The sequence below is a fragment of the Ardenticatena maritima genome (genome assembly GCF_001306175.1).
GTDB lineage: Bacteria > Chloroflexota > Anaerolineae > Ardenticatenales > Ardenticatenaceae > Ardenticatena > Ardenticatena maritima.
The window spans coordinates 359,634-383,645 of record NZ_LGKN01000006.1; the positions used below are offsets into that span (position 1 = coordinate 359,634).

At 59.7% G+C, this 24,012-nt stretch carries 22 protein-coding genes and 1 CRISPR repeat array; of the genes, 13 read left to right on the forward strand and 9 right to left on the reverse strand.

What is annotated here, in order from left to right:
• The first annotated feature begins 38 nt into the window (after positions 1-38).
• Both SE16_RS12410 and SE16_RS12415 read left to right on the forward strand, forming a co-directional pair.
• Positions 39-512, forward strand: a complete 474-nt coding sequence (locus SE16_RS12410; RefSeq protein WP_054492597.1) for a peptidase associated/transthyretin-like domain-containing protein — start codon at positions 39-41, stop codon at positions 510-512.
• A complete protein-coding gene (locus tag SE16_RS12415; protein WP_054492596.1) occupies positions 509-1,168 on the forward strand; it encodes a class I SAM-dependent methyltransferase in 660 nt (219 codons plus the stop codon). The genes SE16_RS12410 and SE16_RS12415 overlap by 4 nt, the downstream gene beginning before the upstream one ends.
• Positions 1,169-1,170: 2 nt before the next feature.
• On the opposite strand, the gene SE16_RS12420 is transcribed toward SE16_RS12415, so the two are convergent.
• The 4 genes from SE16_RS12420 to SE16_RS12435 form a co-directional block, all read right to left on the reverse strand.
• A complete protein-coding gene (locus tag SE16_RS12420) occupies positions 1,171-2,796 on the reverse strand; it encodes an ATP-binding cassette domain-containing protein (RefSeq protein WP_054492595.1) in 1,626 nt (541 codons plus the stop codon).
• Between the two features lie 120 nt (positions 2,797-2,916).
• Positions 2,917-4,152, reverse strand: coding sequence for a sugar ABC transporter permease (locus SE16_RS12425; protein ID WP_054492594.1), 1,236 nt, complete (start codon positions 4,150-4,152; stop codon positions 2,917-2,919).
• Entirely contained in the window at positions 4,149-4,919 is a 771-nt protein-coding gene (locus SE16_RS12430; protein WP_054492593.1) for an ATP-binding cassette domain-containing protein, read from the reverse strand. The genes SE16_RS12425 and SE16_RS12430 overlap by 4 nt, the downstream gene beginning before the upstream one ends.
• Positions 4,920-5,012: 93 nt before the next feature.
• Positions 5,013-6,119, reverse strand: a complete 1,107-nt coding sequence (locus SE16_RS12435; RefSeq protein ID WP_054492592.1) for a sugar ABC transporter substrate-binding protein — start codon at positions 6,117-6,119, stop codon at positions 5,013-5,015.
• A gap of 271 nt (positions 6,120-6,390) precedes the next feature.
• Here SE16_RS12435 and SE16_RS12440 point away from each other — a divergent pair, with 271 nt between their 5' ends.
• Positions 6,391-7,440 (forward strand): response regulator, encoded by a 1,050-nt coding sequence (locus tag SE16_RS12440; RefSeq protein ID WP_060687665.1) that lies wholly within the window; start codon positions 6,391-6,393, stop codon positions 7,438-7,440.
• On the opposite strand, the gene SE16_RS12445 is transcribed toward SE16_RS12440, so the two are convergent.
• From SE16_RS12445 to SE16_RS12465, 5 genes are all read right to left on the reverse strand, one after another.
• Positions 7,437-8,561 carry a glycosyltransferase gene (locus SE16_RS12445; RefSeq protein ID WP_054492274.1) on the reverse strand — a complete coding sequence of 375 codons (1,125 nt, stop codon included), beginning with the start codon at positions 8,559-8,561 and terminating at the stop codon, positions 7,437-7,439. The two genes, SE16_RS12440 and SE16_RS12445, sit on opposite strands and share 4 nt — an antisense overlap.
• 2 nt (positions 8,562-8,563) lie before the next feature.
• Entirely contained in the window at positions 8,564-9,451 is an 888-nt protein-coding gene (locus SE16_RS12450) for a hypothetical protein (protein WP_054492273.1), read from the reverse strand.
• A gap of 67 nt (positions 9,452-9,518) precedes the next feature.
• Positions 9,519-11,807, reverse strand: a complete 2,289-nt coding sequence (locus SE16_RS12455) for a cellulase family glycosylhydrolase (RefSeq protein WP_161804544.1) — start codon at positions 11,805-11,807, stop codon at positions 9,519-9,521.
• A gap of 5 nt (positions 11,808-11,812) precedes the next feature.
• Positions 11,813-12,223 carry a methylmalonyl-CoA epimerase gene (gene mce / locus SE16_RS12460; RefSeq protein ID WP_054492271.1) on the reverse strand — a complete coding sequence of 137 codons (411 nt, stop codon included), beginning with the start codon at positions 12,221-12,223 and terminating at the stop codon, positions 11,813-11,815.
• A 24-nt stretch (positions 12,224-12,247) separates the two neighbouring features.
• Positions 12,248-12,910 (reverse strand): FHA domain-containing protein, encoded by a 663-nt coding sequence (locus SE16_RS12465; protein ID WP_054492270.1) that lies wholly within the window; start codon positions 12,908-12,910, stop codon positions 12,248-12,250.
• Positions 12,911-13,137: 227 nt separating this feature from the next.
• Here SE16_RS12465 and SE16_RS12470 point away from each other — a divergent pair, with 227 nt between their 5' ends.
• From SE16_RS12470 to SE16_RS12515, 10 genes are all read left to right on the forward strand, one after another.
• Entirely contained in the window at positions 13,138-13,860 is a 723-nt protein-coding gene (locus SE16_RS12470) for a YveK family protein (protein ID WP_054492269.1), read from the forward strand.
• A 23-nt stretch (positions 13,861-13,883) separates the two neighbouring features.
• Positions 13,884-14,552, forward strand: a complete 669-nt coding sequence (locus tag SE16_RS12475; RefSeq protein WP_054492268.1) for a CpsD/CapB family tyrosine-protein kinase — start codon at positions 13,884-13,886, stop codon at positions 14,550-14,552.
• 107 nt (positions 14,553-14,659) lie between these two features.
• Complete coding sequence (locus SE16_RS12480; RefSeq protein WP_054492267.1) at positions 14,660-15,730, forward strand: glucose-1-phosphate thymidylyltransferase; 1,071 nt, start codon at positions 14,660-14,662, stop codon at positions 15,728-15,730.
• A gap of 60 nt (positions 15,731-15,790) precedes the next feature.
• A complete protein-coding gene (gene rfbB, locus SE16_RS12485) occupies positions 15,791-16,822 on the forward strand; it encodes a dTDP-glucose 4,6-dehydratase (protein ID WP_054492266.1) in 1,032 nt (343 codons plus the stop codon).
• 18 nt (positions 16,823-16,840) lie between these two features.
• A complete protein-coding gene (locus tag SE16_RS12490; RefSeq protein ID WP_054492265.1) occupies positions 16,841-17,503 on the forward strand; it encodes an MSMEG_4193 family putative phosphomutase in 663 nt (220 codons plus the stop codon).
• Positions 17,496-18,017, forward strand: a complete 522-nt coding sequence (locus SE16_RS12495; protein ID WP_054492264.1) for a DUF3090 domain-containing protein — start codon at positions 17,496-17,498, stop codon at positions 18,015-18,017. The genes SE16_RS12490 and SE16_RS12495 overlap by 8 nt, the downstream gene beginning before the upstream one ends.
• Before the next feature lie 11 nt (positions 18,018-18,028).
• Entirely contained in the window at positions 18,029-18,742 is a 714-nt protein-coding gene (locus SE16_RS12500; protein ID WP_054492263.1) for an SCO1664 family protein, read from the forward strand.
• Between the two features lie 111 nt (positions 18,743-18,853).
• A CRISPR array of direct repeats spans positions 18,854-20,712; the repeat unit is 37 nt; unit sequence GTTTCAGTATCCCCTGCGGATCGAATACGGCTGAAAG.
• Between the two features lie 405 nt (positions 20,713-21,117).
• Positions 21,118-21,726: an adenylate kinase family protein gene (locus SE16_RS12505; protein ID WP_054492262.1), complete on the forward strand. Its 609-nt coding sequence runs from the start codon at positions 21,118-21,120 to the stop codon at positions 21,724-21,726.
• Positions 21,701-22,156 (forward strand): hypothetical protein, encoded by a 456-nt coding sequence (locus SE16_RS12510; protein ID WP_054492261.1) that lies wholly within the window; start codon positions 21,701-21,703, stop codon positions 22,154-22,156. The genes SE16_RS12505 and SE16_RS12510 overlap by 26 nt, the downstream gene beginning before the upstream one ends.
• Positions 22,157-22,161: 5 nt before the next feature.
• Positions 22,162-24,012 carry a DUF4200 domain-containing protein gene (locus SE16_RS12515; RefSeq protein WP_060687667.1) on the forward strand — a complete coding sequence of 617 codons (1,851 nt, stop codon included), beginning with the start codon at positions 22,162-22,164 and terminating at the stop codon, positions 24,010-24,012.

Below are 24,012 nucleotides of genomic sequence, written 5' to 3' on the forward strand. Positions count from 1 at the left end.
CAAACCCCACACCAAAAAATAAATCGTCAAGGTGGCATATGCAACGACAATACAAACTTTCTAGCATTATTTGCATACTTTTTTTACTGATAGCATGTCAGGCAAAGACAACATCTGTCCCGACAAAAACAACCAGTAGTGAGCCACAAAATACGTTTGTTGTTCCCACACCCACACAAAAAACCGGCGTCGTTACGGGTCAATTACTGACACCTGGTCCTGGGGGACAACCCTACATCGCGACGCTCTATCTCGCAACATTTGTGTATCCGCAGGGGAACGCAGAAGCCCCGCCACTCATCTCATTTTCAGAAGAAACCTCCTTGCAAGGCGTACAGGATCCCACAACCGGCCGTTTCTATTTTGCTGATGTCCCCCCAGGAAAATACGCTATCATTATCTGGACGCCGGTTGTCAGTATGCCACTTCGCGATGCCGAATCGAACACAGAAATTACGTTTGAAGTCAAAGCCGGGGAAGTAACAGACTTGGGAGTCATTGCAATTCCATGAGTTGGTTGAAAAAGATATATCTGGATCCCGCAAGCCAACATGAAGAATCCTGGAAAACTGCTTTGGCACAACTGGCACAACGCCCAGGCATTCTTCTAGATTTAGGCGGGGGCACTCCTTTTCAAGGGTACATTCGCGCTGAGATGATTGGCCCCCAAACAGACTATTTTTCTCTCGATATTCGCGAATCGGCCGCGCCACACATTGTAGGCGATGTAATGTGTTTGCCCTTTCGAGATGAAAGTGTGGATAACATTCTTTGTAATGCTGTTTTGGAGCATATTCCCAATCCCCAACAGGCAATTGATGAAATGTACCGTGTGCTGAAACCTGGTGGCTCTGCTTACGTTGGTGTACCCTTCATTTACCCATATCATGACGATATTGATTATTTTCGCTTTTCCGATACAGCTTTGCAGCATATGTTTTCACATTTTCGGGATGTTCGTATTGAACCAATGGGCGATTATGTTTTCACGACCACACTTTTTTTGACCGGATTTACATTCCCCATCGCCATGCACCTTGGATGGCTCACAAACCCGCTCCGTTGGATATTGAAAACAAGCCAGCGCATCACTGGCACCTTCCAACGGCGCTATCAACGTGGCTTAACACGCAGTCCTGTGGGCTGGTACGTGTACGCCACAAAATAATCCTACCCCTCTTCCTCCGCTATCAGCGAGCGCCTGCGCGGCGCAACACGCGGATGCGGGAGCTCTACTTCAATGCGTAATCCCCCCTCAGGGACATTCGTCAACTTTAAGCGCCCACCTAAAAGCGCCACCCGCTCACTCATCCCCAATAACCCAAAATGCCCATCACGCGCTAATGCCGATAAGTCAAAATCCTCAGGCAAGCCTTGTCCATTGTCAGCAATCGTCAACAAAATTGTGCGCGGCGAGTTGTGGACCAACGTAATGTGCACTTCTGTTGCATCAGCATGCTTGCGGACGTTGCTCAAACTTTCCTGCACGATGCGGAAAATCGAAAGCTCAATATGCTCAGGCAAGCGCGCCACATCTTCACTGATTGCCAGTTTGACCAGAATCCCCGTTCGTTGGCTCCATTCACGCGCATAGGAGTGCAATGCCGCTCGTAATCCCAAACTGTCAATCGTTGGCGGGCGCAAATTGCTGCAAATGCGCCGCAACTCCTCTACCATGAAACGAATACCCTGACGAATGTCCTCCAATTCGGCAATCACGTAGGCTGGATTGTCCACATGCTCATCGAGTTCTTCCAACTGGTAGTTCAAACTCAGCAGGTCTTGAATGATTTGATCATGTAATTCGCGCGCCAGCCGCTTGCGCTCCTCTTCGCGCTCGGTGAGCAAACGCCGCTGCGCCGCTTGTAAAGCCGCGTTGGCCTCATCCAGCGCTTCAATTTGGCGCGCCAATTGCTCCACCAATTGCTGGTTGAGGGTGCCTTGCGCCGCCAGATTTTGTTCAAGTAACATCTGTTTGTGGCGCAACTGTTCAGCCTGCGCGCGCGCCTGATAATAACTGTCCAACGCCCAAATAGCGGGCGTCAACTCGTCTTTACGCGGCGCCCCAACCATTTCAGCCACAATTTCTTCACGTGTCGTCTCATCTGTGCGGTGCTCGGCAACGACTTCGCCCTCTCGCAAAGTAATAATGCGGTCAGTGACGGCAAACAGGTGTTCCAGGTTCTTACTGGCAAATAACACCGCCGCCCCCTGGCGTTGCCATTCCTGCACCAGTTGAAGCAAGCGTTGCTGATACGTATAACTCAACACACGCGTCGCTTCATCAATGTACACCAACCGTGCCGGCTCCAACAAAGCACGCGCAATGACCAACAATTGCCGCTGCTCGCTCGATAAATTCACCACAGGCTCATCGAGCGAGGGGAAAACCACCCCCAAACGCGCCAAAACCTCACGCGCACGGGCATGCATTTCCCACCGGTTCGGCAAGCGAAAGAGCCAAAGCCGCGCCCGCCGTCCTGCTTCGCGCCCCAAGAAGATATTACTGAGGACATCCAGTGAATCCACAACAAACGGCTCTTCAAACAACACCTCGATACCCAGCGCCGGCGCCTGAAAAGGGAACGTCAGAGGGCGTCCATCGAAGAGAAGAGTGCCACTTGTTGGCGCACTCACCCCCGCCAGAATATCAGCAAGCACGCTTTTCCCTGCGCCGCTCCGCCCCGCTATCCCAACAACTTCGCCAGGATACACATCAAACGAGACCCGTCGCAACGCCGCCAGCGAACCGAAGGTTTTGGTGAGCGCATGCACGCGCAAAATTGGTTCACGCATGGGGGTTCCCCACAGGTTTGGATCGTTATCGTCTATTGTACCCGGCCCACAAAACAGCAACAAGGCTCACAGTGAGCCTTGTTGTCGGCAAAAGGCGCTTGTTCAGCACAACAGATTTGCTTATCCAAGCCCTGATTGAGCGCGGTTTCGCCGTGAAATCGCATCAACAAGGACGGCAACTAACAGCACCAACCCCGTCACCACAAATTTGACGCCCGAACTGAGCCCCAGCAAGCCCATGCCGTTTTCCACGCTTGCAATGACCAGCGCCCCCAAAACCGCGCTGGACACACGCCCACTCCCACCAAACAGGCTTGTCCCGCCAATGACCGCCGCCGCAATCGCATTCAGCAACAAGTTTCCACCCCCTGCCGCCGTATCCACCGAACGCAATCGGGACGCCAGAATAATCCCGCCTAACGCCGCCATCACGCTCGACAACATGAAGACAATCACACGAATCCGCTCCACTGCAATCCCGGCACGCCGCGCCGCCTCTTTGTTCCCCCCGACGGCATACACGTATCGCCCAAACGGGGTCCGATTGGCAACGAATGAGAGAATCGCCAGGAAAACCAGCAATAACACGCCTACAAATGGTACGCCGCGATCTTGGTTGGCGACATAGACGGCGACCACCACTAGCCCCCCTAACCCCGCCAACTGCGCTAGCACAATCGGTAGCGGCGTCGTTGGCAAACCATGGCGCACACGCGTTTGCACATAGCGAATACGCATCAGGGCAAACCATGCAAAAGCCACAATCGCAATACTCCACCCCCACAGTGGCGGCAAAAAGTAATTGGCAATGCCAATCACCACTTTATCTTGAATAATGACCGTGCCGGCGCCGCCAATCATCATCAACACAACACCATTCCATGCCAACAACCCCGCCAATGTGACCACAAATGAAGGAACCTGGAAGCGCGTAATAATCAACCCCTGCAACAAGCCAATGCCGGCCGCCACCAATACCCCTGCGCCAATGGCGGCAAACCAAGGCCAATTGTAGGGTGCTTTCAAAAGCAGCGTCATGGTGACAGCCGCCACGGCGCTCACATAACCAATTGAAAGGTCAATTTCGCCAAGCAACAAAACAAAAACAACGCCATACGCAATCGTGGTAATCCCCGCCATCTGAACAATCAGGTTCACGAAGTTGCGCGCCGTCAGAAAGTTTTCATTCTGTGATTGGAAAATGACGGCAATCACGATCAACCCCAACACAATGGGCAACGATCCCAAATCCCCCGCGCTCACTCGCTTGAAGTATGTGCGCAAATAGTCCCCCACGCTGAGAGTGGGCTGTGCTGCCATCAAGCCATTGGCGGGGCTTCTTTCATTGGCGGTCATTTTCCAACCTCCATCCCAGGCACATGCGACAACTTGCCAGCCGTAATCGCATGCACCACTTCTTGCTGTGTCGTTTCAGCCGTGACATACTGGGCAACCCGTTGCCCCAGCCGCAAGACGGTAATACGATCGGCAACCTCAAAGATATCGTGCAAATTGTGCGAAATCAAGATGACACCAATCCCCTGGTCGGCAAGGCGGCGCACCAAATCAAGCACCTGACGCGTTTGCGCCACCCCAAGAGCAGCCGTCGGCTCATCCAGAATGACGAGGCGCGAATTGCGCATGATGGCTTTCGCAATCGCCACCGCCTGCCGCTGCCCCCCAGAGAGGCTCGCCACAGGCAAACGCACGGAACGCAACGTCGTGACTGACAGGGAATCAAGCGTTGCAAGGCACTCTTTCTCCATCGCATCCTCATCCAGCCGCCAGCCCCATTTCACCTTTTCGCGCCCCAAAAACATGTTGGCAACCACATCCAGATTGTCCGCCAACGCCAAATCCTGATAGACAACCTCAATCCCCAAGGCGGCGGCATCTCGCGGCGAATGAATCTCGACTTTACGCCCATCGAAGTAAATGTCGCCTTCATCAAATGTATGAATACCCGCAATGCCCTTGATGAGGGTGGATTTTCCCGCGCCGTTGTCTCCCACCAACGCCATCACTTCCCCCGCGCGGACCTCAAAATCAACCTTGGAAAGGGCTTGCACAGCGCCAAATCGTTTGGAAACACCTTTCAATTCCAGCAATGGTCGCTCGCCCATGCGACAACTCCTTTTGCGTTTTCATTGTGCGCCTCTCTGGTGGGGGGCGTTTGCCCGCGCCCCCCACCTGTGTGAGGAAAGGCACTCAGCCGCTTAGCGGTCTGCCGGGCAATACTGCTCGAATTCTCCCACACAAATTTCATCCCATGTGCGGAAGCCGTCAGCAATCACCGTTTCGGCGATATTGTCTTTGGTCACGGCAACAGGCGTCAGTTTGACGAACGGAATATCGTTTTGCCCATTGTTGATGGTGGCGTTCGCAATCGCCGAGACATCTTCACCACGCAGCAGGCGAATAGCGGCATCGGCGGCGGCTTCTGCTTCCAAGCGGATAGGCTTGTACACCGTCATCGTCTGCCACCCCGAAAGAATGTTCTGGATACCGCCAACGGTAGCATCCTGCCCACTAAGGGGCACCGGCCCCAAGCCCTGGCTCTTCAACGCTGAAATGACCGAGTTCGCCAAGCCGTCATTTGCCGCAAAGACAGCGTCCACATCTCCACCCGCATCGGTCAAAATCTGCTCGAAGATGACGAGGGCTTGCTGGTTATCCCAATCCGGTACAGCCTGGTCGGCGACCAGTTCCCACGCGCCGGAGTCGTAGTAGGGCTTGGCAACTGAATAGTACCCTTCGCGAAAGAGTGTTGCGTTGTTATCGGTGGGGGAACCATTGAGTTGTACCACACGCTTCGGATTGTCAGGGAGTGCGTTGATGATAGGTTCCAGCGTGCGCCCCATCAACTCACCCACCGCCACGTTGTCAAAACTGACATACAAATCGGCGCCAGGACCCTCAATCGTGAGACGGTCGTAGTCAATCACTTTCACGCCGGCTTCCCGCGCCTGTGCAATAATGGCGGCGCCACTCCCGCTATCCAGGTTGACCAACAAAATCACTTTTGCGCCGTTCGTGATGGCTTGTTCCGCCTGTGTCTGCTGGACACGCGCATCACCCTCGGCGTTCACAATCGTGTACTTGACGCCTGCGGCTTCAAAAGCCTGCTCGAAATAGCGGCGGTCGTCGTTTTCCCAGCGCGCCGATGAAGCACTATCGGGGAGCAAAACCGCAATGCTTCCCTCCATGCTTTCGCTACTGCCTGCTTCCTGGTTGCCGCTCTCTTCAGAAGATGAGCCGCCACCGCACGCTGTGAACGCCAACAACAACACCAGCATGACCAAAAGACTCGCCAATTTTCGCATGATTCTCTCCTCCCAAGAGGTTGACGATTGAAAAAGCCCTCAAACGACAGCACGCCCAGCAAGAAGCATTTTCAGTGCAGGTCTCACCTCCCTTCACGCGCTCCGCGGTTTCATGTTCCATGCTATCCTCCGCAAGGCGCACATTCAACCCCTCATCCCCCCTGTGCCCATAGGGGAAATCCCCTACACGTATGCGGGGTTTCACACCGTTGGCATTTGCATGACGAAATCGGTATACTGCCCAGAGAAGTGTCAGGAAGGAGGGGAGAAAATGCACAATCCCGTGCATGTCCTTGTCGCCGACGACCACGAGGTTGTACGAGCGGGCATTGCCAATGCACTCAACGAAATGGCGCATGTTCGCGTCGTCGCCGAGGTGGGGAGCGGTACTGAATTATTCGAGGCGCTTCAGCGTTTTCAGCCCAACGTGCTCTTACTCGACATTGCCATGCCCCACTTTGACCCGCTGCGTGATATTCCGCTCATTCGCCAAACATACCCCCATCTGAAAATTCTCGTGGTCAGCGCCTACGATGACGACATGTACGTGCAGGGGCTTTTACGCGCAGGTGTGCATGGCTACCACCTCAAAGACCAGCCATTGAGCACGCTGCAAACCGCTATCACGCAAATTTTGCGTGGGGAACGCTGGTTGTCGGGGCGGCTCATCAACAAACTGGTGGACGCTTCCCCACCCCCACGGTCCCCGCTCCTGACTGACCGTCAGCGGGAAATTTTGCGCCTTTTGCAACAAGGGCTCGACAACTGTTCCATCGCCCGCCAAATGGGCGTAAGCGTCAAAACCGTCGAAAACCATCTCACACGCCTCTACCGGCGCTTGGGCGTGCAAAGCCGTCTGGAAGCCGTCCACTATGTGAACGAACACCCAGAACTGCTAGCCGAACCGGTCTCCTCTGCGCCCACCAGCCCGCCATTGCCCACCGCCCCACCCTCCGACCTGGTTGTGCTCGTCGTGGACGACAACCACCGCTACCGCCAGCGCTTACAACGCATTGTGCGCAAAATCGCTCCCGGTGCGTTGGTGTGTGAAGCCGCCTCACTGGCGCAAGCCGCGCACATGGCAAAACGTTTCCAGCCAAGGTTGGCGTTGGTGGATGTGGTTCTTGGAGATGAAAGCGGTATCGAAGGGGTGCGACGCATCAAGCAAGCATCACCCCACACCCGCGTGGTGCTCATCAGCGCCTATCCCGACCGCGAGTTTCACCGTTCAGGCATCGCCGCTGGTGCGGTCGCCTTCCTCGACAAAAAAGACCTCGACGCCGACGCGCTGCGCCTGGTGATTGAAGACGCCGCCCGCTAGCCGCGCAACGCCAGCGCTTCCGCATACATGGCTTCTACCCGCGCCACCATCTGCGCCACATCGAACTCTTGCAGCGCACGCTGCCGCGCAGCCGACGCCATGGCGCGCCGCATGTGCGGTTGACGCACCAGCGTGTTGACGGCTTCCGCCAGCGCCGACGGATCGCGCGGGGGCACCACCAACCCCGTGACACCATGCTGGTTGACCCACGACGTCCCCGTGCCCACCTCGGTGGTGATGAGCGGCAACCCCGCCGCCATGGCTTCCAGCAACACCGTGCCAAACGCTTCACTCCGCGCCGACGCCGGCAACACGAACACATCCGCCGCATGGTAGAAGGCGGGCAACTGCTCATCGGGCACTTCGCCCACAAAATGCACCCGTTCATGCACACCGGCTTCATGGGCAACGGTGCGCCACGTGTTCAACATGGGTCCTTCACCCACAATGAGCAAACGCGCCTCTGCAATCGCCGGCAACGCCCGCAACAGCCAATCCACCCCCTTGTAGTAGCGCAGTTTCCCCACAAACAAGAGCAACGGCGCGCCATCGGGCGCATAACGCCGACGCACCGCCGCCACCGCCGCCCCATCCGCCTGGGTGAAACGCGCCGTCTCAATGCCAAGCGGCACGATGCGCACACGCTCCCGAAACCGCTGCAAAACGGGGCTTGTTTCAGCATAGCGGGGGCTGGTCGCCAAAATGCGGTCGGCTTTGGCGAGCGCGCGCTGCATCAGCGGCGCATAGAGTTTGAGCCACCCCTGCTGGCGCACAACGTCGCTGTGGTAGGTGAGCACCGTTGCGCGTGCGCGCCCAAACAGCCAATAGGCCACTTCCGCCACGGGGTAGGGAAAATGCAGATGCGCCACATCGGGACGCAATCGCCGCAATACAAGCGGAAACGCGACGCTGAGCGGAGCGCTCGCCACTGTGGCAAGCCGCCCCGCTTTGATGATTTCGACGCCGTTGCGCACCTCGCGCCGTGTACGGGGCGTGGGGTCTGTCACCAGCACGGTGACACGATGCCCACGTGCGGCTTGCGCTTCGGCAAGTAGTTTGATGTGGTTTTCGATACCGCCCAACACGGGGAAGTAGTCTTTGTAGAGATGCAGAATGTGCATGGCTACGCGTCTCCATACCAGGCGTTCAACACGTAAATCGCCTGCGCCGTCAACCAGCGGCTGAACGCGCCTTCGGCTTCCAGCGGGGCGGCGGCGGCTTCGTAGCGGCTCGCGGCGAGATACCAGCCGGCGCGCGCATCGGCATGTTGCGCGGCTTCAATTGCCGCCACCCACGCACCCAGCCGCGCATCACGCACCCCCAGTTCCAGCAACACGCGCGTGGCAAACAGCAGGTCGGGCTGGTCGAAGATGGGCGCGCCAAAGCGCCGCCAGCGCGATGGCACATGCGCATCGAGTGCCAGCAAGGCGTCCGCCACCAACGCCACCAAATCGGCGGGCGGTGTTGCCAGCCATGTGAGCACATAGGCGGCTTGTGCGAGCCAGTCGGCGCGTTCAGCGGGAGACTGCGGCCAAGCGCGTTGGCGCAAGGTGGTGAACAGGTGCGCCAGCCGCATCTGCACACGTTCATCGGATTCAAAACCAAACGCCAGCGGCACAGAAAGCACAAGGGCGTTCAGGTTGATGGGCGCATCATCGGGGATGGCGTCGGGGGGTGGCGCGTTGGTCAAAAGCCAGTCGGTCGCCGCCGCCAAATGCTCGTCGTAGCACCGCATCTCGAATTCGGCGAGCAGGCGCAAGCGCCAGAGCGGGGCGGTGTAGCGCGGTTCCCAGATGGGCGTCGCAGGCGGGGGTGTCTGTTCGTCAGGCAAGCGGGCAATCTGCGCACGCCCCCACGGCCAGGCGCACAGGGCGTTTTGGGCTTCGCGCAGAACGCGGCTCGGTCGTTCGCGCCCAATCAGGCGGCGCAGCATGAACACCCTCGCAGGCGGGTGTTCGTCATCCAATGGGTGGTAGAATGGTCGTCCGCGCAAGTGCGTCCACCAGGGCATGGTTCGTGCTCCGCAGTTGGTTGGGTTCGGCGCAAGACCTTACCGCGATTTGCGTTTCGAGCAAACGCTAGCGCACCACCAGCGGCAAGAAGTGGTGTTGCGGACGCACGTTTTCGCCCACCCACAGCCAATCAATTTGCACGAGTGTGCCGACATCGGGGGCGGAAACACTGAGAAGCAGAGGCGTCCCACGCCACGCGCTCAACGGGTGCACGATTGTGCGCCATTCCCCCGCTGTTCCGCTTCCTTCAAACACCACCACAGGCGCACGGCGCACCCCATCAAGCGGCAAAATGCTGACACGCACACGCCCGCGCTCACTGCGATAGCGCATGCGCAACAGCGGTTCGTGCGCCTCGGCGGGAATGGTCAGCCGCTGTCCGATACTGCTTCCCCCCGGCATGTGGAGCACCATGCCCACGTTGGGCACGCGCAGGCGATAGGGGCGGTCAGTAGAAGCGGTCCAGGCGTCGTCGGGATGCTCGAAATCGCTATCGCGCAGCCAGCCCCCTTTGAGGGGCGGGGTGAGAGCGCCCAGGTCGGTTGTTTGCCCATTTTCAAGCGTGAGCACGCGCCGCACACCCAATGAAGGCGCTTCAAGCAGATGACGACCGGCGGGCACGGTATCGAAGGCAAACGTGCCGTTGGCGTCGGTGAGCGTGCAGGCGGTGCGCAGGCAAACGGGTTCATGCGGGAGCGGGCGGTCGGCAAAATCAACCAGGCGACCAAAGAGACGCGCGCCGATGAAGGTTTCTGCCATGGGGGTATCGTTGGGTGGCACAAGCGAGCGGTTGCCGTTGGCGTCCACCGCCATCACGCGGAAGCCGTAGCGGTGCCCCGATTCGCCGCGCACGACGGCGCGCGGTTCGGTGGTGCTGGTGTAGCGCACCCACGCGCCGTCGTCGGCGCGCACTTCCACCTCGTAAGCGACAATGGGCACATTGCCGGGATGCGACGCATGCCAGGTCAGTGTGATGGCGGTCGAGGCGCTGAGCGCGGGCAACGGCTGCATTTCCACCAGGGGGCGGCTGGGGTCGGGGGCGCGTTCAACCAAAAAGAGCGGCGAGCCGCCGATGGTGGGCTGGCTTTCTTCGGGCAAGGCGGTAGCGGCGTCGAATGTGAGCAGGTAGCCCGCCCCAGGTTGCGCCGTCAGGCGGAGTTCGCGCCCGTCGGGGGTGCTGAGGGTGGCTTGCGCCGCGACAGCAGGCACCCACACAGCGACGGGCTGGGGGGCGGTGTTCCAGATGACGCGGATATGCTCATCGTTGCCGCGCCGAAAGGTGGTGATGAGCAAATCGCCCACTTGTTCACGCGAGACAAAGCGCGCATGGCTGAGCCAGCGGGCGGTGGTCGCGTAGGCGGTGTAGCCGGGGCGAATGACGCCGTCGTTGCTCACCAGGCCAAAACGCTCGTCCATGTCCGAATCATCAAGCCGAAAGACAAACACCCGTTCGACGCCCGCCGCGAAGGCGTTGGTGAAGGCTTGCACAATGAAGGCGGCTTGTTGGGCGGGCGTTCCGTAGCCGCGCATGGGCGTAACGGGATGCCCGCCAATCCCCCAGACCGGCAAGTTGGTTTCATTCACCCAGATGGGTTTGTCGCCCATGCCATACCGTGCCAGCAGGTCGCGCACCCATTCTGTGCGGGTTGTCAGATTGTCGGGGTGGGTGTACCAGTGCCAGGCGGAAATGTCGAAGAAGAAGCCATTTTGGGCGGCGTCGGGCATGGTGTGCAGGGCTTGCAACACCCCTTCGGCAAAGCCCGGATTCACCCAGTGCGCCATGCCCGCCATGATGATTGTGGCGTTGGGGTCGGCGGCGCGGATGGCGCGGGCGGCGACCGCCAGCAGTTGGGCGTACTGGGCGGGCGAACCGTCCCAATAGATGGCGAGGTCGGGCTCGTTGAAGATTTCATACGACGCGACTTGTCCCCGATAGCGTTCGGCGACGGCAAAAACGAACCGCCCCCAGAAGTTCGCGGGGTCGTCCCAGGGGCGGTCGAGATTGTTCGGCACCCACTTGTAGCCCACCAGCCGCGCCCAGGGGGGCGGCGCATGCACAATCACGCTCACCTCGAAGCCGGCGTTGCGGTAGGCGCGGATGGCGGCGTCGGTTTCGCGCCAGTCAAACAGACCGGGCGCCGGCTCGACGTCCCACCAGTTCACCTGATAGCGGATTGTGCGCGCCCCGGCGGCATACGCCAGCCCCAGCCAGGGCTCGCGGGGCGGCACAAGCACCAACCCAAAACGGGGGTCGCCGTCGGCGGGGGCTTGGGCGGCGACGGGTGCGGCGGCGTCGCGCCCCAGCAGGAAGAAGCAGACCAGCGCCGACGCCAACAAGTGGGCGAAGCGTCGCATGGGCATCAGGCGTCCGGTTTCTTCTCGCACAATTCAATCAGCACGCCGTGCGCGCTTTTGGGGTGAATGAACGCCAGGCGTTTGCCTTTGGCGCCAATGCGCGGCGTTTCGTCAATCAGTTGCAAACCGCGCGCCTGGCATTCGGCCAGCGCCGCTTCCAAATCCGGCACGGCAAAGCAGATGTGGTGCATCCCTGGTCCACGTTTTTGCAGGAACTTGCCCACCGGTGTTTCCTCGCCGAGCGGCACCAGCAACTCAATGTCGGCGTTGCCGCCATGCAGAAAGAGAACGCGCGTGCCTTGTTCGGGCACAGTTTCATCGTGCGTCACGGTCAAGCCCAGGATGTCGCGCCAGATGTGCAGGGCTTCGTCCAGGTCGGCAACCGCCAGGCCAATGTGGTCAATGTGGTCGAGCATGTGCATCATCCTCCGAAGTTGGTTTCAAATGCCGATGTGCGGCACAAGCACCTGTATGGCTTCTTCCGGCGTCGGTGTCAAGACGTAGGCGTCCTGGATATCATCGTACTGGATGAGCAGTTCATACGGGTCGCGCAAGCGTTCGCGCACCTGCTCTAGAATGCGTTGCAGGTGGGGGCGCACGTCGTCGGGTGAACGGTTCGCCCATAACTGGTTGACCAGGTGCGGCACTGGAACGGGAACACCACGCTGTTCCCACAACGCGCGCAACGTCTTCACTTGGAGCGGGGTCAGTGGTGGAATAAGCGGCTCGCCGTTGAGCAGAACGCGCCCGCGCACCGCGTCAAAGTGCATCTCCGGCAATGGCAATGCCGGCACGGGCAATTGCTTTTGCGGGTCGAATACAAGGAAATAGGTGCGCCCAATGCGCACCGTATCGCCATGCTGCAACGGCGCTTCCTGGTCCACGCGGGTTTCGTTGCGCCAAGTGCCGTTGGCGCTCCCCAGGTCGCGCACAATCCACCCACCCGCGCCGTCGGGTTCAAGCCAGCAATGTTGGCGCGAGACAAAGCGTTCACCAATGACGATATCACTTTGGGGGTCGCGTCCAATCAGCCAGGGGCGCGCGTCCAGAACAAACGTGCGCGCCCGCAACGGTGGGTTGAGTCCGACAAGTACAAGTGGCATGGCTGTTTCCTGTCTCTTTCAATGGCTGATGAACACAAACGCGACATTTGTTTTCATAAGTATAGCACAATCCGCCGATTTGCACGCCCCAAGGGAAAGCGCCAAATCAAATTGGCGTGTCTTCTTGCCCGTGCTAGAATGTGCGCGCACGGCGAGCCGCAAGGCCCGCCCTTTTCTTGCCAGACCCCAACGCATCGCGTGGGGAACGCACAAGGAGGATGTTTGGTATGGAATGGCGAGATTATTGGCGCATCATCGTGCGGCGCGGCTGGATTGTCGTCTTGCTGGCGCTGCTGACGGGGGGCGCCGCTTACATGATGAGCAAAGCGCAAACACCGCAATACCGTTCGTCGGTGCGGATTAGCGTTATGCCGGCGCGCCTTGACTGGGGCTTGCAGCAGACGGTCAAGCAGGTGATGCGCAACTACGCCCAACGCATCAAATCGGTGCAAATGGCGCAGACGGTTGCCGCCGAGCACCAATTAGACCTTTCGCCCTACGACCTGGCGGCAAAAATCACCGTCAGCCCCATCGAGTCGGACTTGCTGTTGCAGGTGGATGTGGTGGACACCGACCCGATGATGACGCAGAAGATTGCCAACGCGGTCGCCGAGGAGTTTGTGGCTGAAATCAAAGCCTTCAACCAGGAACAGCGCAAAGAAGACCGCGTGGATGTTTCCATTCTGGAATACGCCGGACCCGGCACACTCTTCCGCCCACGCCCCACCATCAACGCGATTGCCGGGGCGTTGCTGGGGGTTGTCATTGGCGGCTTGATTGTGCTGGCGCTCGAATTCATGGACAACACCATCAAGACCAGTGAGGACATCAAGCGCTATGTGGGCGCCAACGTCATGGTGCTGGGGAAAATTCCCCCCGCGGCTGACTTGCACGCCGTCAGCGAGCATGCGCCCCGCGCAACACGCCGACCCGCGTTGCGGCGATCCTGATACTCGACAAGAGGTGATGATTGATGAGTACACGCACGTCTTCGCTCAATCTCGTAACCGTCAAAGAACCGAACTCCGCGGCGGCGGAAGCCTATCGGCGGTTGCGTACCAATCTGGAATTTGCCGCTCTGACGGGCAAGATTGAAACGCTGGTTGTCGCGGCGCCCGGTCCCGGTGAAGGCGCCACCATCACGGCGGCGAATCTGGCGGTGGTGCTGGCGCAAGCCAACAAGCGCGTCATTCTGGTGGACGCCGATTTGCGCCACCCCAGCCTACACACCATCTTTGGGCTCCCGCTTGAACCGGGGCTGACCGACATGATGCGCCGCCCCGAACTGCTGGATGAACCGCCGCTTCAACCCACCGGCGTGGAAGGGTTGTGGGTGCTAACCAGCGGCGGCACGCCGCCCAACCCCGCCGAATTGATTGCCTCGCCCCAAATGCGCGCCATCATCGAAGCCTTGCGCGAACGCGCCGACATGGTGATTTTCGACGCGCCGCCCGTCGTGCCCGTCACCGACGCCAGCGTGCTGGCGACACGCACCGACGGGGTGTTGCTGGTGTTGCGGGCGGGCAAAACGCGCCGCGAACAAGCCGCCCGCGCGCGTGAACTGCTCGACCAGGTGCAGGCACGTATTGTCGGCAGTGTGCTGACCGATGTTGATGTGGACGTGGACGTGAGCGAATACTAATCGCCGACGATGCAGATACCGGCGTCATTCGTCATGCTGTGGCGGCGAATGACGCTTTTTTCTTGACAAACAAGGAGACAGACAGAAGGAAGGCAAAGGAGCGTACCATGAAAGGGCTAATTCTTAGTGGTGGTAAAGGCACACGGCTCTACCCGCTGACCTACACCCGCGCCAAACAACTCGTCCCCGTCGCCAACAAACCCGTTCTGTTCCGCGTCATCGAAACCATCGCCGAAGCCGGTATCACCGACATTGGGATTGTGGTCGGCGACACCGCCGACGAAATCAAGGAAGCCGTGGGACGTGGTCGGCGCTGGGGCGTCAACATCACCTACATTCACCAGGAAGCGCCGCTCGGTCTGGCGCACGCCGTCAAAATCTCACGCGACTTTTTGGGCGACGAGCGCTTTGTCATGTTCCTGGGCGACAATGTCATCCAGGGGGGCATTGCGCCGCTCATCCGCGAATTCGAGCAAAGCGAATGGAACTGCCAGGTCGTGCTCACCCCCGTGGACGAACCCCAGCACTACGGCGTCGCCGAACTCGACCCCGACACGCGCGAAATCATCCGCCTGGTGGAAAAACCGCGCAACCCGCCCAGCAATCTGGCGCTGGTCGGCATCTACATGTTCGACCACCATATCCACGAAGCCGTGAACAGCATCAAACCCTCGTGGCGCGGCGAACTCGAAATCACCGACGCCATTCAATGGCTGATTGACCACGGCTACAAGGTGCACCCCTACATCCACCGCGGCTGGTGGATTGACACCGGCAAACCCATTGACATGCTCGCCGCCAACGACCTGGTGCTTGAAGAGATGACCGAACCCGTCATCGAAGGCTACGTTGACCGCGACAGCACCATCCAGGGGCGCGTGACGATTCAAAAAGGGGCCGAAATCATCAACAGCGTCATTCGTGGTCCCGCGATTATTGGCGAAAACACGCGCATTGTGAATAGTTACATCGGTCCCTTCACCAGCATCTACCATGACGTTATCATCGAAGAGAGCGAAATCGAGCACAGCATTGTGCTGGAAGGCACGGTGATTCGCGAAATTCCACGCCTGATTGACAGCCTGATCGGGCGCAACGTGGAATTGACCCGTTCGCCCTACAAACCCAAAGCATATAAAATGACCCTGGCCGATAACTCCAAAGTGGGCGTGATTTAGTTCCTGCACGGTTGGAGTTGTGGAAGGCAGGCAATCTGTTTGGCAAAGAGGAGTTGAAGGATGAAAAACATTTTGGTGACAGGTGGCGCAGGCTTCATTGGCTGCAATTTTGTGCGCCACATGCTCAACAAATACGACGACTACCGCATTGTGGTCTTCGACAAATTGACCTACGCGGGGCGGCTGGAAAACCTGCACGACGTGATGGACCACCCCCGTTTTGCCTTTGTGCGCGGCGATATTTGCGACGCCGAAGCGGTGGAGCGCACCATCCGCGAATATGACATTGATACCATCGTCAACTTTGCCGCCGAAACGCATGTTGACCGTTCCATCATGAACCCCGGTGCGTTCGTGCAGACGGACGTCATCGGCACCTACACGCTGCTGGAAGCCGCCCGCAAGTTCGGGCTGGAACGCTACCACCAAATCAGCACCGATGAGGTGTACGGGCATGTCGAAGGCGAGCACCGCGCCACGGAAGACGACCCCGTGCGCCCCCGTTCGCCCTACTCGGCAAGCAAAACAGGCGCCGATTTGCTGGTGCACGCCTACTACATCACCTACGGCTTGCCCATCACCATCACGCGCGGGGCGAACAACATCGGTCCCTACCAGTACCCCGAAAAGGTGGTGCCGCTCTTCACCACCAACGCCCTGCAAGACCGCCCGCTCCCCGTCTATGGCGACGGGCGGCAAATGCGCGATTACCACTACGTCATGGACCACTGCGAAGCCATTGACCTGGTGTTGCACAAGGGCGAAATCGGCGAAATCTACAACGTCGGCACAGGGCAGGAAATCGAAAACCTGCGCATGGTGGAAATCATCCTCGATGAATTGGGCAAGCCCCGTTCGCTCATCCAGCATGTTGAAGACCGCGCCGGCCACGACCGCCGCTACGCCATGGACATCTCCAAAATTCGGGCGCTGGGGTGGGAACCGCGCCACACCCCCGAAGAAGCCATCCGCAAGACGGTGCGCTGGTACGTGGAAAATGAATGGTGGTGGCGCGCCATCCGCGATGAGGCGTTCGAGCGCTACTATCAGGAACAGTACGGCAAGCGGCGCGTTCTCAAAACCGGCGAATAAGTGCGTAAAGGATTCGCGATGAAAAGCATTTTCCTGGTGCGGCACGCCACCAACGATTGGGTGGGGAAACGCCTGGCGGGACGTTTGCCGGGCGTGCATCTCAACGCCGAGGGCAAAAAACAAGCCGAAGCCCTCGCCGAACGGCTCTTCAACGAGCATGTGCGCCATGCGTTTCAGGGGCTGTATAGCAGCCCCATGGAACGCGCCATCGAAACCGCCGACCCCATCGCCTACCGCCTGGGCTTGCCCGTGGAACGGCTGGATGAGGTCATCGAAGTGGATTTTGGCGCGTGGGAAGGGCGCGAACTGCAAACCCTGCGCGAAGAACCGCTCTGGCGCGTGGTGCAACAGACGCCCAGCCGCATGCGGTTTCCCGGCGGCGAAAGCGTGGCCGAAATGCAGCAGCGCGCCGTCGCCGGCGTGGAGCGCGTGCTCGCCACGCTGGACGACAAAGGGCGCGCCATCATCGTCGCGCATTCGGACGTCATCAAAGCCATCATCGCCTGGTACAGCGGCACGCACCTCGACCACTTCCAGCGGTTTGTGGTGAGCCCCGCCTCAATCTCGGTGATTGGCTTTTCTGATGAAGGCGTGCCGCACGTGGTCTGTGTGAATGATACGGCGCATGTGCCGCGCCCGTGGGTACCGCAAGCAGGGAATGGAGAAGAAGCGCATGGGTGAAGTGTACGAACTCGGACCCGTTGAGCATATCACGGTCGGCACTGTCGGGGAGCCCGGACAGCGGGTTTTCTTTCTGCAAGGCAGCGACAGCGGCCAAACAATTTCGCTGATTATCGAAAAAGAGCAGGCGCAGGCGCTCGCCAACGCCATCGAGCAATTGCTGGAAGAATTGGAAGAAGAACGCGAACTCCCGCCCGCCATCGCCGACGACATTCCGCAAGAGGCGCTGACCCTGCGCCAGCCGGTGAACGCCCTCTTCCGCGTGGCGCAAATGGGCTTGGGCTACGACCCCGAGCGCGATTTGGTGGTCATCGCCGCGCAAGAACTCACTTTCGACGATACGGAAGAGCCGTCGCTGGTGCGCTTTTGGGCGACGCGCACACAGTTAGCCGCACTCGCCCGCCACGCCCGCGCGGTGGTGGCGGCGGGGCGTCCCATCTGCCCACTCTGTGGGCGTCCCATTGACCCCGAAGGGCACTTTTGCCCACGCAGCAACGGCCACGCACACGATTGACCGGCGCACCCATGAACGACGACCGCGTGTTGGCGCTCTTGCGCAATGGCATCATCACCCTGGAAGGGCTCATCCCGTGGAGCTCCAACTACACCTTCCTTGCCACCGTGCGCAACGACGACCAGGAACTGCTGGCGGTCTACAAGCCAACACGCGGCGAACGCCCTTTGTGGGATTTTCCCGAAGGCACGCTCAGCAAGCGCGAGGTAGCCGCCTATCTGCTCGACAGGGCGTTGGGGTGGGGGCTTGTGCCCCCCACCGTCTACCGCGACGGACCGCACGGTCCCGGCATGGTCCAGCGCTTCATCGAACACGACCCCAACGAGCACTACTTCACCTTTCGCGAGGAAGCCGCCCCCGTCCTGCCCTACATCGTCGCCTTCGACGTGCTCGCCAACAACGCCGACCGCAAAGCCGGGCACATCCTGCGCGACACGGAAGGGCGCTTCTGGTGCATTGACCACGGCATCTGTTTTCATGTGGAACCCAAATTGCGCACGGTGCTCTGGGAGTTGGCGGGAGAACCCATCCCCGACGACATCCTGCACGCCATCGAAGCGCTTGTGCCCCGCCTGCACCCCCAGGGCGACCTCGCGCAAGCCCTGCGCCCCTACCTGAGCGCCGCAGAAATTGCCGCCCTGCGCCAACGCGCCCAAACCCTGCTCGACCACAAACGCTATCCCCTGCCCGGTCCTGGGCGACACATTCCCTGGCCTATGGTCTAGCCCGCGCCCCATGCCACCAAGCCCCGCACAGGGGCTTTTTTTGTTGCACCACCCCACCCCACGCCAAACAAAAAAAAGCCCGCGTTATGCGGGCAATGAGAAAATGGGCGGCGAGTGGTATCCCCTGCGGATCGAATACGGCTGAAAGATCAGAACCAGTACCAAGCGAAACATAAACACCATTCGTTTCAGTATCCCCTGCGGATCGAATACGGCTGAAAGTTCATGCGGTCTGTTTTTCTCATCCTACGGCTTTTGTTTCAGTATCCCCTGCGGATCGAATACGGCTGAAAGTTCACATGCACGATGGACGGGTCCTCGCCCAGAAGTTTCAGTATCCCCTGCGGATCGAATACGGCTGAAAGGGGACTATCCCACCACCGCCGAGCGGATACATGATGGTTTCAGTATCCCCTGCGGATCGAATACGGCTGAAAGCGTGGCGGCGTTTGTGGAAGCGGTGAGGTAGGCCATGGTTTCAGTATCCCCTGCGGATCGAATACGGCTGAAAGTTCCTGCTCTGCGCTATCTTGCTATTGCTTCTCTCAAGTTTCAGTATCCCCTGCGGATCGAATACGGCTGAAAGTCACCTGGATGGCCTCCAGGAGAAGTCGCTTCATCAGTTTCAGTATCCCCTGCGGATCGAATACGGCTGAAAGAAAAGAACCCTCATCCTCACCCGCGAGATATGGAAAGTTTCAGTATCCCCTGCGGATCGAATACGGCTGAAAGTCTTGGTGCGGTTCGGTTCTTTTTGCGGCGTTTTCGGGTTTCAGTATCCCCTGCGGATCGAATACGGCTGAAAGTTCGTTCCTGATGGCTCGGATTGTTGGCCTCTTTGGGTTTCAGTATCCCCTGCGGATCGAATACGGCTGAAAGAATGCATATCCACATCATGCCACTTTTCGCCGGTTGGTTTCAGTATCCCCTGCGGATCGAATACGGCTGAAAGGCAATGCAATGACGTTCAAGAACTGCAAAGTGGAAGTTTCAGTATCCCCTGCGGATCGAATACGGCTGAAAGTTCTGCTTTGGCTTCCGTACTGTTGAGGATTTCGAGGTTTCAGTATCCCCTGCGGATCGAATACGGCTGAAAGCACACCTTCGACGAGCGCCTTTGATGCGCCGCGATGTTTCAGTATCCCCTGCGGATCGAATACGGCTGAAAGGCCGTCGCATCGCTTCGGCCGGTACGGCGCCGACACGTTTCAGTATCCCCTGCGGATCGAATACGGCTGAAAGCTTATCATACACGCGAAGGCGACACCGAGAGGAAGGTTTCAGTATCCCCTGCGGATCGAATACGGCTGAAAGTGGTGTGAAAAAATCTATACCGAGGCTCAAGGAGGATGTTTCAGTATCCCCTGCGGATCGAATACGGCTGAAAGTCGATACGTGCCAGTGACCAGCCGCCACGGGTACTCGTTTCAGTATCCCCTGCGGATCGAATACGGCTGAAAGCGGCGTCTTCGCGATTTTGAATTGTGGGCGGCGCCGGTTTCAGTATCCCCTGCGGATCGAATACGGCTGAAAGGCCCGGAGCACCTGCGCAATCGGCGCAAGACGGGAAGTTTCAGTATCCCCTGCGGATCGAATACGGCTGAAAGGTGCGCGCTTTGCGACGCTTCGAGCGTGCAGAAACCGCGTTTCAGTATCCCCTGCGGATCGAATACGGCTGAAAGCGCGCGTTCTTCTCACTTCCCCACTTCACTGGCCAGTTTCAGTATCCCCTGCGGATCGAATACGGCTGAAAGCAATCAGACCAAAGAAAGCCGAGACATCCACAAAGTTTCAGTATCCCCTGCGGATCGAATACGGCTGAAAGCAATTTCTCTGATGCTCCGGTGGGTAGGCTTGTGAGTTTCAGTATCCCCTGCGGATCGAATACGGCTGAAAGCTGCTGAGGCTCTCAACCCCGGTGAGTTTCGCGATGGTTTCAGTATCCCCTGCGGATCGAATACGGCTGAAAGAGCGTGCGCTCAATCTGGCGTAACGATACCAAAAAGCCTTGAACGTGTCAAATCGCCGCGCAGCGCGCCTCTCAGTGGCTCGCCACACGCGCAAAACACCTTGTTTTATTCGCAAAATTCCTTTGACACACAAAGCATTTCGCAACCCACCCGCGTGGCAAAAACCCCCGCCGGGTTGCGAATTATTTTGTTGCACAAAGTATGTGCAAATCTATGCACCAAACCTCAGCAAACTTGCATTGTTTGCAAAATCAACCCCACCAACGCAACCAAACACCCGTTAGGTTGCGAAACACCCCCCTCTGCACCCCTTCTGACGCCGCGCCTGCGCTCTGCGGCTTGAACATTTGCCGCTTTTCCCCCAGAATGTCCCCACCGAAACCAACCGACCAGCGAGATACCCACATGTGCCAACATATCGTCCTCATCGGACCGCCCGGCAGCGGCAAGGGAACGCAGGCGCGCTACCTGCACGCCTGCCTGGGGCATCACATCATCGGCGCGGGCGATCTCCTGCGGCGCGAAATGGACGCCGGCACACCGCTCGGCGCTATCATCGCCACCTATGTCCAGGCGGGGCATCTCGCGCCGCTCCCCATCCTCATGCAACTCGTCGAGCAGGAAATCCGCGCCCTGCCCCCCGAACGCGGCATTATCTTCGACGGCATCCCCCGCTCACGCACCCAAGCCGCCGCGCTCGACGACATCCTGCGCCGCTACCAACGCAGCATTGACGCCGCCATCCACCTGCGCGTGCCCGACCAGGTGGTGCGCCAACGCCTGCAAGCCCGCGGACGCCCCGACGACACGCCCGCCGTCATTCGCGAACGGCTGCGCATCTACCACGCCCGCCGCCCCGAACTGCTCGACTACTACCGCCGCCGGGGCGTGCTGGTTGAAGTGGAGGGCGACAAAAACGCCACCCCCGACGACGTCTTCCAGCGCATCCGCGCCGCCCTGCATCTCACCTGTCGCCAGGAGGAACCCGATGACCACACCCACACACCCGCCTGACACCCTGCCCGAAGACCTGCAACGCCCCCTGCGCGTCCTGGACATCTTGCTGCTTGCTCAAACCATCATGCTGGCGGCGCTCGCCTACCTGCTCAGCACACCCACCCAGCCCAACCGCCTGCTCCACAGCCTGCTCATCGCCGAACCTGCCGAACCCTGGCGCGCAAGCGGCATCTTCTTTGCCGCCGCCGCCCTGCTCGCCTTCATCGCCACCCTGCTCTTTGCCCGCCGCCACTCCTGGGGCTGGCATATCGCCCTCTTCCTGCAAACCATTCTGCTCAGCGTGGGGCTCTTCATCTACTTCTTCACCCCACCCAACAGCGACGCGCCCCCCTTCATCTACATTGTGCTCGCCGTCGCCGCCTTCATCACCTTCTACCTGAACATCTTTGGCGCACGATTTATGTTCACTCAACCCGCGGAGAGGTAGTCGCCATGCCGCCCTTCACCGAACCGAACGACGACCTGCACCTGCTGCAACGCTACGCCCCTATCCTGCGCTTCACCAAGGGCGAACTCTTCTTTCCCATGGACGCCGCCCGCTACGTCGAACAGTGTAGCCTCTGGCTGAAACCGCCCGGCGCACTGCCCACCCGCCTTGTGTCCAAAGGCCAACTCACCCTCGACACCCTCGGCGTCCCGCGGGAAGCGCCGCAAGGCAGCCGCTTCTTTCTGCAATTCGTCGAACCCAAACCCATCACCACCCTCGCCCGCGAACGCCTTGCCCGCACCCTGCGCCCCGACGCCGAACGCTTCGTCCCCGGTCATGGTCGCCTCACCACCGTCGGCTACACCGCCCGCCTGGTGGACGCCTTCTTCTCGCTCTCGCTCCTCTTGCGTGGGCGCGTCCCCGGCGACGCCGCCGAAGCCGCCCGCGACCAATACCGCGCCATCCTCGCCGCCGATGAACGCTACTGCTACTACGGGCGCGTCATCGAACAGGGCGACTGGAAAATCCTGCAATACTGGTACTTCTACGCCTACAACAACTGGCGCTCCGGCTTCTTTGGCGCCAACGACCACGAAGCCGACTGGGAAATGGTCGCCATCTACCTCGCCCGCGACAGCAACGACGCCTGGCATCCCGAATGGATTGCCATTACCATGCACGACGCCCACGGCGACGACCTGCGCCGCCGCTGGGACGACCCCACCGTCGAAAAAAACGGCACGCACCCCGTGCTCTACGTCGCCGCCGGCTCACACGCCTTCTACTTCCAGAAAGGCGAATACCTCTCGCAAATCGAAATTCCCATCCTGCGCCCACTCGCCAACCTGCTCGCAACCCTGCGCCGCCTCACCCGCGAACGCCTGCTCGCCTACGGCGTTCCCCTGGGCGACGCCGCCGACACCCCATTCAGCCTGCTGCGCCTGCCCTTCATCGACTACGCCCGCGGCGACGGCAAAACCATCGGCGTCATGGGAGACGCCCCCTGGGAGCCCCCCACCCTCATTGACGACCAAACGCCCTGGGTGCGCCACTACCACGGGCTGTGGGGGCTCTACGTGCAAGACCCCTTCGCCGGCGAAAACGCGCCCGCCGGCCCCATGCACAACCGCGACGGCACCATCCGCCTCTCATGGCACGCCCCCCTCGCCTGGGCGGGGCTCAACAAAGTCGTGCCGCGCGCCACCCTGCCCGACGCCGTTCAAGCCCGCCGCGCCGAAATCCAGCAAGAACAAAACCGCCTGCGCCAGCGCACCGCCGAACTCGAAGCCGCCCTGCGCGACCTCGAAATCGAACGCGCCGCCACCCAGCGCCAACCCCACCTCGCCGACCGCTACCAGCACGTGCTCGCCGAAATCGAACGGCTCACCGCCGAAATCCAGACCATCAACGCCCGCATCGCCCAAAACGAACAAACCCTCGACGCCCTGGGGCTCTACGCCGCCGCCCTGCAACACCACCCCCACACACCGCCCGACAGCCACCTGCACCACCCGCCCCAGCCCCTCACCCCGCAAGACATCCGCCTGGCGCGCATCGCCGAAATCTGGGCAACCATCAGCGCCTCGCTCATCCTGCTCATCAGCGTCTCGCTCGCCTTCATCCCGCCCAGTTGGTGGGCGCCCGCCATCCTGCTCGCCATGCTCATCTTCATCCTCATCGAAAGCCTCTTCCGCCGACGGCTCACCCGCACCCTCACCGCCCTCAGCCTGGGGCTTGCCGCCGTCGCCGTTGGCGTGCTCGTGCTCGAATTCCTGCGCTTCATCATCATCTTCATCATGATTGCCCTGAGCGTCTACATCCTGCGGCAGAACATCCGCGAACGGTTCGGAGTCTAA

Coding starts and splice junctions, on each gene's coding strand:
- SE16_RS12410 (WP_054492597.1), top strand. CDS start 39: ATGCAACGACAATACAAACTTTCTAGCATTATTTGCATACTTTTTTTA.
- SE16_RS12415 (WP_054492596.1), top strand. CDS start 509: ATGAGTTGGTTGAAAAAGATATATCTGGATCCCGCAAGCCAACATGAA.
- SE16_RS12420 (WP_054492595.1), bottom strand. CDS start 2,796: ATGCGTGAACCAATTTTGCGCGTGCATGCGCTCACCAAAACCTTCGGT.
- SE16_RS12425 (WP_054492594.1), bottom strand. CDS start 4,152: ATGACCGCCAATGAAAGAAGCCCCGCCAATGGCTTGATGGCAGCACAG.
- SE16_RS12430 (WP_054492593.1), bottom strand. CDS start 4,919: ATGGGCGAGCGACCATTGCTGGAATTGAAAGGTGTTTCCAAACGATTT.
- SE16_RS12435 (WP_054492592.1), bottom strand. CDS start 6,119: ATGCGAAAATTGGCGAGTCTTTTGGTCATGCTGGTGTTGTTGTTGGCG.
- SE16_RS12440 (WP_060687665.1), top strand. CDS start 6,391: ATGCACAATCCCGTGCATGTCCTTGTCGCCGACGACCACGAGGTTGTA.
- SE16_RS12445 (WP_054492274.1), bottom strand. CDS start 8,561: ATGCACATTCTGCATCTCTACAAAGACTACTTCCCCGTGTTGGGCGGT.
- SE16_RS12450 (WP_054492273.1), bottom strand. CDS start 9,451: ATGCCCTGGTGGACGCACTTGCGCGGACGACCATTCTACCACCCATTG.
- SE16_RS12455 (WP_161804544.1), bottom strand. CDS start 11,807: ATGCGACGCTTCGCCCACTTGTTGGCGTCGGCGCTGGTCTGCTTCTTC.
- mce (WP_054492271.1), bottom strand. CDS start 12,223: ATGCTCGACCACATTGACCACATTGGCCTGGCGGTTGCCGACCTGGAC.
- SE16_RS12465 (WP_054492270.1), bottom strand. CDS start 12,910: ATGCCACTTGTACTTGTCGGACTCAACCCACCGTTGCGGGCGCGCACG.
- SE16_RS12470 (WP_054492269.1), top strand. CDS start 13,138: ATGGAATGGCGAGATTATTGGCGCATCATCGTGCGGCGCGGCTGGATT.
- SE16_RS12475 (WP_054492268.1), top strand. CDS start 13,884: ATGAGTACACGCACGTCTTCGCTCAATCTCGTAACCGTCAAAGAACCG.
- SE16_RS12480 (WP_054492267.1), top strand. CDS start 14,660: ATGAAAGGGCTAATTCTTAGTGGTGGTAAAGGCACACGGCTCTACCCG.
- rfbB (WP_054492266.1), top strand. CDS start 15,791: ATGAAAAACATTTTGGTGACAGGTGGCGCAGGCTTCATTGGCTGCAAT.
- SE16_RS12490 (WP_054492265.1), top strand. CDS start 16,841: ATGAAAAGCATTTTCCTGGTGCGGCACGCCACCAACGATTGGGTGGGG.
- SE16_RS12495 (WP_054492264.1), top strand. CDS start 17,496: ATGGGTGAAGTGTACGAACTCGGACCCGTTGAGCATATCACGGTCGGC.
- SE16_RS12500 (WP_054492263.1), top strand. CDS start 18,029: ATGAACGACGACCGCGTGTTGGCGCTCTTGCGCAATGGCATCATCACC.
- SE16_RS12505 (WP_054492262.1), top strand. CDS start 21,118: ATGTGCCAACATATCGTCCTCATCGGACCGCCCGGCAGCGGCAAGGGA.
- SE16_RS12510 (WP_054492261.1), top strand. CDS start 21,701: ATGACCACACCCACACACCCGCCTGACACCCTGCCCGAAGACCTGCAA.
- SE16_RS12515 (WP_060687667.1), top strand. CDS start 22,162: ATGCCGCCCTTCACCGAACCGAACGACGACCTGCACCTGCTGCAACGC.